At 73.2% G+C, this 11731-nt stretch carries 9 protein-coding genes; all 9 read right to left on the minus strand.

The window, feature by feature from the left end; genetic code table 11:
* Positions 1 to 79: 79 nt before the first annotated feature.
* On the minus strand, positions 80 to 769 hold the full coding sequence (locus ABZY57_RS03925; RefSeq protein WP_356507852.1) for a LuxR C-terminal-related transcriptional regulator: 690 nt from the start codon (positions 767 to 769) through the stop codon (positions 80 to 82).
* Between the two features lie 147 nt (positions 770 to 916).
* Entirely contained in the window at positions 917 to 2656 is a 1740-nt protein-coding gene (locus ABZY57_RS03930; protein ID WP_356507820.1) for a PQQ-binding-like beta-propeller repeat protein, read from the minus strand.
* 58 nt (positions 2657 to 2714) lie between these two features.
* Complete coding sequence (locus ABZY57_RS03935) at positions 2715 to 4385, minus strand: PQQ-binding-like beta-propeller repeat protein (RefSeq protein ID WP_356507822.1); 1671 nt, start codon at positions 4383 to 4385, stop codon at positions 2715 to 2717.
* Positions 4386 to 4537: 152 nt separating this feature from the next.
* Positions 4538 to 6337, minus strand: a complete 1800-nt coding sequence (locus ABZY57_RS03940; RefSeq protein ID WP_356507824.1) for an ABC-F family ATP-binding cassette domain-containing protein — start codon at positions 6335 to 6337, stop codon at positions 4538 to 4540.
* Positions 6338 to 6365: 28 nt separating this feature from the next.
* Positions 6366 to 7709: an acyltransferase family protein gene (locus tag ABZY57_RS03945; RefSeq protein WP_356507826.1), complete on the minus strand. Its 1344-nt coding sequence runs from the start codon at positions 7707 to 7709 to the stop codon at positions 6366 to 6368.
* A gap of 201 nt (positions 7710 to 7910) precedes the next feature.
* Positions 7911 to 8306, minus strand: a complete 396-nt coding sequence (locus ABZY57_RS03950) for a hypothetical protein (RefSeq protein WP_356507828.1) — start codon at positions 8304 to 8306, stop codon at positions 7911 to 7913.
* A gap of 255 nt (positions 8307 to 8561) precedes the next feature.
* Positions 8562 to 9464, minus strand: coding sequence for a 4-(cytidine 5'-diphospho)-2-C-methyl-D-erythritol kinase (locus ABZY57_RS03955; RefSeq protein ID WP_356507830.1), 903 nt, complete (start codon positions 9462 to 9464; stop codon positions 8562 to 8564).
* The gene (gene rsmA, locus ABZY57_RS03960; protein WP_356507854.1) at positions 9461 to 10327 is read right to left on the minus strand and encodes a 16S rRNA (adenine(1518)-N(6)/adenine(1519)-N(6))-dimethyltransferase RsmA; all 867 of its coding nucleotides are present in this window, start codon (positions 10325 to 10327) and stop codon (positions 9461 to 9463) included. The genes ABZY57_RS03955 and rsmA overlap by 4 nt, the downstream gene beginning before the upstream one ends.
* Before the next feature lie 83 nt (positions 10328 to 10410).
* On the minus strand, positions 10411 to 11731 hold a 1321-nt coding region (locus ABZY57_RS03965), incomplete at its 5' end, for a ubiquitin-like domain-containing protein (RefSeq protein WP_356507832.1).

An 11731-nucleotide genomic window follows, 5' to 3' on the forward strand; every position in this document is an offset into this window, starting at 1 on the left:
GGGAAATCCCGGGCCCCGATCAGAATCCGGATCACAGCCCGGATCAGGTCCGGGACCACGGCCCGGATCACGGCCCGGATCAGGGCCGGGCGCCCCCGGCCGGCGGCAGTCCGGCCCGGTCCAGCAGGCCGGTACGGGCGGCCAGCGCGGCCGCCTCCAGCCGCGAGCCCACGCCCAGCTTCATCAGCACCCGCTGGACGTGCGTGCGCGCGGTGCTCGGCGCGATGGCCATGCCGGCGGCGATGAGCCGGGTGTCCTCGCCCTCGGCGACCCGGACCAGCACCTCCACCTCGCGCGGGGTGAGCAGCCGCAGCAGCCGGCTGCCCTCGTCGTCGGGCTGGGCGGCGGGGTTGAGCAGCTCGGCGAAGGCCCCCTGCAGCAGCTGCGGCGCGATGGCGACCTCCCCCGCCCGGGCCTTGGCCAGGGCCCGCTCCACGCCCTCGATGCGCTCGTCGTGACGTACGTACCCGCAGGCCCCGGCGGCGAAGGCGGCGGCGATCCCGCGCGGGCTCGGCACGGGTCCCAGGACGACCACGGCGATCTGCGGACGCTCCCGCTTGATCCGGACGATCGGCTCGAAGACCCCGGGCTCGGCCGGCGTGGCGGTGCCCAGCAGGCAGACCTCCGGGGCGCGGCTGATGACCAGTTCGGCGGCGCCCGACGCCGGGGCGGCGGCGGCCAGCACCCGGTGGCCGCGCAGTTTCAGGGCCGAGGCGAGCGCCTCGGCCAGCAGCCGGTGCTCGTCGACCACCATGACCCGTACGCCCATTGAGGCACCCACCCCCGCCCTTCTGCCCCGGCAAGCTACACGCTTGTTCGACGGCGCGGTGCGGATACCGCGCAGAAGCCCCCGGAAGGACGGACCTTCCGGGGGCTTCGGGGCTTTCCGGGGGTTCTGGGCGGCTGCCGCTGCCGGTCAGCCCGTCGTGAAGGAGACGAAGGTGTAGTACGGGTCGGTGGCCACGGAGGACTTGCTGCTCACGGCGTCACGGGCGATGAAGAGCTTCCCGTTGCCGTAGCGGTACTCGTGGGCGTCCGGCACGTACTGGGTCTCGGCGCGCTGGGATTCCTTGGTCGACGGGTTCTGCATGAGCAGGGTCTCCTTCATCGTCTTGCCGTCGATGGAGACGACCTGGCCGCCGCCGTCGTAGGGCGGGACCTTGTAGGCGATGAGGTTCGAGCCGTCCATGCGCAGCGGGAACACGGTGTAGCGCTCACCGGCGTCGGCGCGGTCGGTGGTCAGCTTGCCGGTCTCCAGGTCGAAGGAGACGATCTCGTTGGTGCGGCCGGAATCGCTCGCGCCCTTGTGCTCCTCGGTCGGCATGTAGATCCTGCCGTTGCCGACGACCATGTGGGTGCAGTCCTCGACCTCGGTGGCTCCGCACTCGGGGTCGTAGTTGCCCGAGGTCAGCGGGATGCGCGTCTTGAGCTGGCCCCCGTCGTCGACGACGAAGAGGTCGCTGACACCCGTGGCGTTCTTGGAGGTGTCGTTGACGTCCACCGCGACGACCAGCGGCTGGCTGGAGACGATCTGGGCGAAGTCGAGACCGGCGGGGAGCTTGTACGAGGACTTCTGCGCGCCGGTGACGGGGTCGAGGCTCTGGGCGGACAGGGCGTAGTTCGGGTGCTGTCCGCACCGGCGGATCACGGCGAGGGCCGGGCCGCCGGCGTAGCCGAGGTCCTCGCACCGGTCCGCGTCGGTCTTGGCGCCCCACAGGACCTTGCCGTCGGCGAGGTTCCAGGCCGCGCCGCCGCTCAGGCCGCCCGCGGCGACGGTCTGGCCGCTGACGGTGATCTCACCGAAGGTGATCGGCTTGTCGCCGCCGGTCTGGGACTTGGCGGTGGCCTTCCACAGGAGCTTGCCGGAGTTCAGGTCGATGACGCCGACCTGGTTGCACGGCTGGTACTTCTTCTCGGGCGTCGGCAGGGCCTCGTCGAAGAGGATCGCCGTCTTGTTGTCCGACACCCAGCGGCTGGCGCCGCAGATGTTGGCTTCGAGCGGGATCTCCCACTTCTTGGCGCCGTCGGTCAGGTTGTAGCCGACGACCTTGCCCATGTCGGACTTGGCGTAGGTGGTGTCGGTGAGCCAGGAGCCGGGGATCTGGACGATCTCGGAGGACTCCGGCATCGGGACGTTGACCAGGGTCTTCGACTTGGTCTTGGCCGGCGCCTTCTCGGTGCCGCCGCCGCCCGGGGCCTTGTCCTCGCCGGGGCTCGCGCTGCCGCCGGCCACGGGCTGGCCGTCGGAGCCCTTGTCCTCGCCGGAGACGTACCAGAAGCCGCCGCCGACGATGAGGACGATGGCCAGGAGGGCCGCGCCGACGATCATCAGCTGGGTACGGACCTCGTTGCCGCCGGCGGCCGGGGCCGCCGGGCTCTGGGCCGCGTACATGGGCGTGGTGACGGGCTGCGGCTGCTGCTGCGGGTAGCCGTAGGACTGCTCCTGCGGGTACCCGTACGAGGCCTGCCCGGCGGGCGGCCCGGCGGGCGGCCCGGCCGGAGCCGTCGGCGGCTGGGCCGGGGGCGGCGGAGGGCCGGCCGGCTTGGCCGGGGGTGCGGGCGGCGGCGGGGGCGCGGCGAAGCCGCCCGGCGGCGGGTCCTGCGGTGCGCCGAAACCGCCGGACGGCGGCTGGCTGGGGGGCGGCGGGGTACTCATCGGTGCTACTGCCTCTCGGTGGGCGGTTCGGCGGACTGCTCGTGCTCGGGGCGGTCGCTCACTTGCCGAAGACCATCAGGAACTTCTCGCTCGTGTTGTCGGCCTGCAGGCGGGAGGCGGAGACGAACAGCCGGCCGTCCACGTAGTCCACGTACGGGGAGAGGAACGAGCTCTCCACCGGTGCGGCCGGGCCGGACGGGTTGCGCAGGACCGCCGTGGGCGTGCCCCCGCCGGCCGGGATCGTGAGGACCTCGCCGCCCTTCTCGGACTCCGCCTCGCGGTAGACGACGACCTGGCCGCCCGCCGCCTTCAGCGGGGTCAGGGTGCGGCCCTCGCCGGCCGGGGTGCGCCACTTCACCTTGCCGGTGCCGAGGTCGAAGGCGACGATCTCGTTCGGCTTGCCGATGTCGGCCTTGGTGGGCAGGTAGAGGGTGTTCGCGTCGACGTAGGAGGAACCGCAGCTCTGGAGCGAGCGGTTGAAGAGGCCGCCGCAGCCGACCGGGAAGCTGCCTTCGCCGGAGACGGTGGTGCGCTGCTTGCCGTCGGGTCCGAGGACCACGATGGAGCGCTCCTTGCCCTCGCTGTTGCCGAGGTCGAGGACGATCGGGTCCAGCGAGTAGACGTTCTTGACCTGGAAGCCCTTGGGGAGCTTGTAGATCCAGGTGTTCTTGCCCGTGGCCGGGTCGGCGTTCATGACCTGGACGGTCTTGTCGACGTCCTGACAGGTCCCGACGGAGAGCATCTTGCCGTTCATGGCGACGAAGTCGCTGGGCGAGCAGCCCTCTTCCCACTTGTTGTCGAAGAGCTTGTCGCCGGTGCTGACCTTGAACGCGCTGCTCGTGCCCATCCGGTTGACGACGAGGGCGTCGCCGGTGAGGGCGAGGTCGGGGGCGGTCATGATGTCGAAGAGGCCTTCCTTCGGGACCTCCTTCGACCATCCCTCCTTGCCGGTCTTGAGGTCGATCAGCCGCATCTGGTTGCAGTGGGCTTCCTTGGACTCGCCGTTCTTGTGCAGGACGACGGTCTTGCCCTCCGCGGTCATGTCGGTGACCGCGCAGATCTCGGCGGGGAGGGTGAGGGTCCACTTCTCCTTGCCGTCCTTGACCCCGTAGCCGGTGACCGACTTCCAGACGGTCTTGACGACGGTGTCGCCGACGATCCACTGCCCCTTGGAGTCGACGCCCGCACCGGGGCCGTCGATCTTGCTGCTCTTGAGCCAGAGGACCTTGCCCTCGCCCTGCTTGCGGCCGGCGTTGAGGTCCTGTTCCTCCTCGCCGCCGTTGCCGCTGCCGTCGCCCTTGTCCACGGAGGCGGAGGGCGAGGCCTTGTCGTCCGCGGGCGGCGTGGTCTCCTGCCCGATGACCTGGTCGGTGCCCTTGTCCTTGCCGGCGAAGAACGCGAAGTAGCCGCCGGTGCCCAGGACGAGCACGCCGGCGACGGCGGCCGCGATCAGCACGGCGAGCTTCTTCTTCGGATTCGGTCCGCCGGGCGGGACCGGCGGCATGCCGGGGGCCATGTGCGGGGGCGGCGGGAAGCCGTAGCCCCCGGGCGGCTGCTGGCCGTACGGGCCCTGCGGCTGCTGGCCGTACGGCCCCTGCTGCTGGGGCTGCTGCGCGTACGGGTTCTCGCCTTGCGGCGGAAAACCGTAACCGGGCTGCGGGGGTCCCGGCAGGTGCCCGTAACCGGAAGGGTTCGGCGGCTGGTTCGGCGGCTGGGGCGGCTCGGTCATCAGCGCATACCTTCGGCTTCGGGTGTGGGAGGAAGCCCTTTCTATCACTGACGGCGAGAACGACGCCGGGCCGGTCCAACCCCTGTTCCCAAGGGAGGACCGGCCCGTGATGCCGCCGTTATCGGCCAGTTGGGTCCTGTGGGCCCCGGAGGCTACGCATCCTCGGCGAGCTCCAGCCAGCGCATCTCCAACTCGTCCCGGTCCGAGATGAGTTCCCGCAGCTCGGCGTCGAGCTTGGCCACCTTGTCGAAATCGGTGGAGTTCTCGGCGATCTGGGCGTGGAGGCTGCTCTCGCGGTCCGTCATCTTGTTGAGCTGCCGCTCGATCTTCTGCAGCTCCTTCTTCGCGGCGCGCGCGTCCCCGGAGGCCGAGGACTTCCCGGCGGAGGACGGGGCCGGGGCCGGGGCGGCCGCGTCGATCATCTTCTGGCGGCGCTCCAGGTACTCGTCGAGGCCGCGCGGCAGCATCCGCAGGCTCGCGTCACCCAGCAGGGCCATGACCGTGTCGGTGGTGCGCTCGATGAAGAACCGGTCGTGCGAGATCACGATCATCGACCCGGGCCAGCCGTCGAGGAGGTCCTCCAGCTGGGTCAGGGTCTCGATGTCGAGGTCGTTGGTGGGCTCGTCGAGGAAGAGGACGTTGGGCTCGTCCATCAGCAGGCGCAGGATCTGCAGCCGGCGCCGCTCACCACCGGAGAGGTCGCCGACGGGCGTCCACTGCTTCTCCTTGGTGAAGCCGAACTGCTCGCACAGCTGGCCGGCCGTCATCTCGCGGCCCTGGCCGAGGTCGACCCGGTCGCGGACGCGCTGGACGGCCTCCAGGACCCGCAGGGACGGGTCGAGTTCGCCGACCTCCTGCGAGAGGTAGGCCAGCTTGACTGTCTTGCCGACGGACACGGACCCGGCGGCCGGCTGGACCTCGCCCTGGGTGCGGGCGGCCTCGGCGAGGGCGCGCAGCAGGGAGGTCTTGCCGGCGCCGTTGACGCCGACGAGACCGACGCGGTCGCCGGGGCCCAGGTGCCAGGTGAGGTGCTTGAGGAGGGTCTTGGGGCCGGCCTGGACGGTGACGTTCTCCAGGTCGAAGACCGTCTTGCCGAGGCGGGCGTTGGCGAACTTCATCAGCTCGGACTTGTCGCGCGGCGGCGGCACGTCGGCGATCAGCTCGTTGGCGGCCTCGATGCGGTAGCGCGGCTTGGAGGTCCGGGCCGGGGCGCCGCGGCGCAGCCAGGCGAGCTCCTTGCGCATCAGGTTCTGCCGCTTGGACTCCTCGGTCGCGGCGATGCGGTCGCGCTCGGCGCGGGCGAAGACGTAGTCGCTGTAGCCGCCCTCGTACTCGTGGACGTCACCGCGCTGCACGTCCCACATGCGGGTGCAGACCTGGTCGAGGAACCACCGGTCGTGGGTGACGCAGACGAGCGCGGAGCGGCGTTCCTGGAGGTGCTTGGCCAGCCAGGAGATGCCCTCGACGTCGAGGTGGTTGGTGGGCTCGTCGAGTACGAGGAGGTCCTGGTCGGCGATGAGCAGCTTGGCGAGCGCGATGCGGCGGCGCTCGCCGCCGGAGAGCGGGCCGATGACCGTGTCGAGGCCCTGCCCGAAGCCGGGCAGGTCGAGGCCGCCGAAGAGGCCGGTCAGCACGTCGCGGATCTTGGCGTTGCCGGCCCACTCGTGGTCGGCCATGTCCCGGATGATCTCGTGCCGGACGGTCGCCTCGGGGTCGAGCGAGTCGTGCTGGGTGAGTACGCCCATCTGCAGGCCGCTGTTCTGGGTGACCCGGCCGGTGTCGGGCTCCTCCAGCTTGGCGAGCATGCGGATGAGGGTGGTCTTGCCGTCGCCATTGCGGCCTACGACACCGATCCGGTCCCCCTCGGATACGCCGAGGGAGATGCCGTCGAGCAGGGTACGAGTGCCGTACACCTTGCTGACTGCCTCGACATTGACCAGGTTGACGGCCATCAGGAGCGCTCCAGGGAAGGGGTGTGGATCAGCCCCTCAGCCTAACCCTCCGCGAAGTGCCGGACCGTTCCACCAGCAGCCAGCCGCCCAGCGCCATGCCGATCGCGGCGGGCGCGGTGACCGGGAGCGCGATCAGGGTGGCGCTGTGGCCCTCCAGCAGCCCGCCGAGGCCGGTCGTGGAGAGCCCGAGGACGCCGAGGAGGCAGAGCGCGGTGCCGAGGGCGGCGCGGGGGCCCGAGCCGGAGCCGGAACCCGTGCGCCCGGTGCTCGCGGCGGGCGCCTCGAAGCGTCGGAAGACCGCGACGAGTACGCAGGTCAGCGCGGCGGCGGCGAGGAACCGGACCGGGACCTGGGCCCACCAGGCCGCCCCGGCGGGCTCGGGCAGGGCGAAGCCGAGGCCGAGCTGGGCGGCGTAGACGGCGAGCATCGCGGTGAGGTGCCAGAGGAAGGCCGTCATGGCGACCCCGTTGGCGGCGACCACCCCGCGCCAGACCCGGGGCCGGGCCAGCCAGGCGCCGGCGGGGCCCCTGAGCAGTTCCACGGCGCCCACGAGCCAGATCCCGTGTGCGAGCAGCGCCAGGGTGGGCGGGGCCATGTTGGAGACCTTCTCGCCGGGCATCCCGACCATGGACAGCGGGTACGGCCCGTACGCCACCAGCAGGACGGCCCCGGCCAGCCCGGCGGCGGCGAGGGCGCCGGGACGGCGGAGCTGCCCACGGCCAGGGCCGGTGGCGCGCAGGAAGCCGAGCTGGTGGACGGCGAGCCAGACGAAGGCGAAGTTCAGGAATTCGGCGTACGGGACACCGCCCGCGAAGCGCAGCAGATCGACGGCGGCGGCAGCCGCGACCAGAGCCCCGAACGCGGCCCAGCCGCAGCGCTCGTGCAGTCTCAGCAGCGGCGGGGTGAGCGCGACCATGGCGAGGTAGATCCCGATGAACCACAGCGGCTGCGTGACCAGCCGGAACGCCGCCCCGGAAAGGCGCCCGCCGCCCCCGCCGAGGAGCTGCGCGGTGAGGGCGGCGGCGGTCCAGACGGCGACGAACACGAGGGTGGGCCGCAGAAGGCGCCGGAGCCGGGCCCGCAGGAAGGCGGCGTAGACCGGGCCCTCGGTCCGCCGTGCGAGGGCCCGGTAGGACAGGGCGTGCGAGAACCCTCCGACGAAGAAGAACACCGGCATGACCTGCAGCGCCCAGGTGAGCACCTGGAGCGGCGGCACGACGGCGAGCAGGTTCCCTATGCCGTCGCCGCTGACGGCGGCCATCAGCCAGTGCCCGGCGATGACCGTCCCGAGCGAGGCGACCCGGAGCAGGTCGACGTACCGGTCCCGCGTGGCGGGGGTGGCGGCGGCGAGCGCGGAGGCGGTGTGTCCCATGCCCCCACGGTCGCGCGGGCGGGGCCGGGGCCGTCAGAGCGCCCGTACTCACGTCGGATCTGAGTACCGGCGAACGGCCGCGCACCGCGGACGCGGCGACGGCCTGTGCACCTCCGGCGGAGTGGCACAGGCCGTCGTCGCACGGGCCCCGGAATCAGCAGCGGTGTCCGATCCCGGACGGGGCCCCCACGTGTTCACCGGTCAGGGGGCGTCCGCCGACACGATCCGCGCGGGAGCGCCCGGCATCACGGGGGCGGCCTGCAGCGTGGCGGTGCGCTTCGGGGCGGCGGGCGCGGCGGGAGCGGCCGCCGGGGCTGCCGGAGCGACCGCCGGGGCGGCGGGCGCGGCCGCGGGAGCGGCGGGCTGCACCAGCAGCGGCTCGGCCGCCTGCTGGAGGGTCGTCGCGCCGCCGTTGGTCAGGACCACCGTCGGGTTGAGGATCCGCGTGAGCGAGAGGTCCGAGACGTCCGCGACGTCCGAGACGTTGAGGTTGTCGAGGATGGAGGCCAGCGGGTCGGCCGCGTGAGCGGGCGCGCCGCCGAAGAGGAGGGCCGAGCCGGCGAGGGCCCCGATCATGGAGAGTCGATTGATCTGCATGCCCGGAAAACGCACGGCCTAGCGCCCGGTCACCGCCCCTTCCCCCGCCATTCCCCCGTTCGGCCCACGACAACCCCCCGTCCGGCCCATGCACCCCCGTCTACGGGATTCCGCAGAACGGCGAGCGGCCCGGGTACGTCCCTGGCCGCGGGCCCCGGACGTCGGGCCTGAGGGCTCGGGCCGCAGGTCCAGCCCTCGGGCCCCAGGTGCAGCCCTCAGGCCGCAGGTCCAGTCCTCGGGCCGCAGGTGCAGCCCTCAGGCCGGCAGGACCGTCGCGCCCTGGGCCGGGCCGGTGGCCGTGTGCGTGCTGCGGCAGGTGCCCGAGGCGTCCAGCGCCGCCGCCACCTTCACCGCGGACTCCGCGTCACGGACCAGGAAGGCCGTCGTAGGACCCGAGCCGGACACCAGCGCGGCCAGGGCTCCGGCCTCCGTACCCGCCGCGAGGGTGTCGGCCAGCGACGGCCGCAGCGAAAGGGCCGCGGGCTGGAGACCGTTGGTCAGGGTGGCGGCCAGCTCGTCCGGGTCGCCCGAGGCCAGGGCCGCGAGGAGCGCCGGGGAGGCCTGCGGAGCGGGGACCTCCGTACCGGCGGTGAGCCGGTCGAACTCGCGGAACACCGCCGGGGTGGAGAGCCCGCCGTCCGCCACGGCGAACACCCAGTGGAAGGTGCCGGCCGGCACCGGGGTCAGGATCTCCCCGCGTCCGGTGCCCAGCGCAGCCCCGCCGACCAGGCTGAAGGGCACGTCACTGCCCAGCTCCGCGCAGAGGGCGAGGAGTTCGCCGACCGGGGTCTGCAGACCCCAGAGGGCGTCGCAGGCGAGCAGGGCGGCCGCCCCGTCGGCGCTGCCGCCGGCCATGCCGCCCGCCACCGGGATCCGCTTCTCGATGTGGAGGTGGACGTCGGGGCTCAGCCCGGCCCGCTCCGCCAGGATCTCCGCGGCCCGGGCCGCGAGGTTGGTCCGGTCGAGCGGCACCTTGCCGGCGTCCGGGCCGGCGCAGGTCACGGTCAGCTCGCCGGCCGCGGTCGCGGTGACCTCGTCGAAGAGGGAGACGGCCAGGAAGACGTTCGCCAGGTCGTGGAAGCCGTCCGGCCGGGCCGCGCCCACCGACAGCTGGACGTTGACCTTCGCGGGGACCCGTACGGTGATCGTCCCGCTCACAGTGCGGGCCTCTCCGCCGGGGGCTTGTGCTCGGCGATCGCCGCGAACTCCTCGACCGTCAGGGATTCGCCGCGGGCCTGCGGGGAGACACCGGCGGCGACCAGCGCCGCCTCGGCGCCCGCCGCGGACCCGGCCCAGCCGGACAGCGCCGCGCGCAGCGTCTTGCGGCGCTGCGCGAAGGCGGCGTCGACGACCGCGAAGACCTCGGCCTTGGAGGCGGTGGTCTTGACCGGCTGCGCCCGGCGGACCAGGGAGACGAGTCCGGAGTCGACGTTCGGCGCGGGCCAGAAGACCTTGCGGCCGATGGCACCGGCCCGCTTGACGTCCGCGTACCAGTTGGCCTTGACGGACGGGACCCCGTACACCTTGTTGCCCGGCTCGGCGGCCAGTCGGTCGGCGACCTCGGCCTGCACCATGACCAGGGTCCGCTCGATGCTCGGGAAGCGGTCGAGCATGGTGAGCAGGACCGGCACGGCCACGTTGTAGGGGAGGTTCGCGACGAGCGCGGTCGGCGGCGGGCCGGGCAGCTCCTTGACCAGCATCGCGTCGGAGTGGACCAGCGCGAAGCGGTCCTTGCGCTCCGGCATCCGCGCCTCGATGGTGGCGGGCAGCGCCGCGGCCAGGATGTCGTCGATCTCGACGGCGACGACCCGGTCGGCGGCCTCGAGCAGCGCGAGCGTCAGCGAGCCCAGCCCGGGCCCGACCTCGACGACCACGTCGTCCGGCCGGACCTCGGCGGTGCGCACGATGCGGCGCACCGTGTTGGCGTCGATGACGAAGTTCTGGCCCTTCTGCTTCGTCGGCCGTACGCCGAGTACGGCGGCCAGCTCACGGATGTCGGCCGCCCCCAGGAGGGCCGACATCTCGGGCGGGGAGGTCTCGGACGGGGAAGTCTCCGGCGTACAAGGTGCCGGTACGGCGGGTTCGGGCTGCTGCTCTGCGGTGCTCACCGATAAAGGGTACGGCCGCAGTGTGGCCAGGGACTCGCCCCCCGCTGCACGTAGAGCTTCTTCGCCCGGTACGTCTGTTCCGGGCCCGGAGCGTCCTGCGGGCGGCCGCTGCCGCCGAGGGCCTGCCAGGTCTGCACGTCGAACTGGTAGAGCCCCCCGTACGTGCCCGAGGGGTCCGTGGCGCCGGGCCGGCCGCCCGACTCGCAGCGGGCCAGCGCGCCCCAGTCGAGGCCGTCGGCGCCCTGGACGGAGGTGGGCAGGGGCTTGGTGCCGACCTTGACGAGCTGGCTGACGGGCTCGCGGACGGTCTCCTCGGCGATCCTGCGGGGCTTCTGCCGGACCCCGTTGACGGTGCGCAGGCTGTACGTGACCCTGCGCGCCCCGGGCCGCCCCGAGCGCTCGACGACTTCGGTGCCGGCGAAGAGGGCGGCGTCCTTGACCCTCTCGGTCGCGTAGGGGATGCGTTCCTCGCGGATCTCGCGCGTGCCGGTGATGCGGAGCACGGTGACGGTCTGGCCGTCGCGCGGGAAGGAGCCGGCGGGCACGGAGGTGGTGTCCTGGCCGTGGAGGGTGATCCCGGCCTCGTCGAGGGCCTCCTGGACGGTGGCGGCGTTCGTGCGGATCGCGCGCTCGCGGCCGTCGGCCATGAAGGTGATGCTGCGTTCGGTGCGGACGGCGAGGGTCAGGCCGGTCCGGGGGACGGGGGCGGTGCGGGGCGCGGAGAGGTAGGCGCCCTCGGCGCGGATCCCGAACTGGCGCAGTGCGCCGTCCACGGTGCGGGCGGTGGTCCACACCTGGCGGCGCTGACCGTCGAGGGTCAGGCTCAGCGGGCGGCCGTAGCGCAGGACGATCTCGTCCCCGTCATCGAGGACCTCCGCCCCGGCCGGGGCGACGAGGTCGTGGGGGCCGACGCCGAGTCCTTCGGCGGCGAGCAGTTCGTCCACGTCGTCGGCGAAGGTGTGCAGGGTCCGCGGGACTCCGTCGACGGTGAGGCGTACCGCCTTGTCGGCGGCGACGAAGGCGGTGGTGCCGCCCGCCAGGAAGGCGACGACCAGGGCCTGCGGCACGATGCGCCGCCAGGTGTCGCGGGGAGCGGGGGCGGCGCTCCGGCGCCGCCGTGCTCCGGCGGCGGGTCCGGGGCCGGGCCCGGCCGGCGCGGGCACCGTGGCGATCCCGCCCGCGGCCCCGCCTCTGCGGCGCCCGGTCCCCGCGGGGGCCGGTCCGGCCGGGGCGGGATCGGTGTCCGGGGACGCCGCCGGCGCGCTGCGACGGCGGCGGCCGGTGGCCGGTGCCTCCGGCTCGGGGGCGAGGTCCGGC

The organism is Streptomyces sp. NPDC006450, assembly GCF_040612195.1.
Classification (GTDB): Bacteria; Actinomycetota; Actinomycetes; order Streptomycetales; family Streptomycetaceae; genus Streptomyces.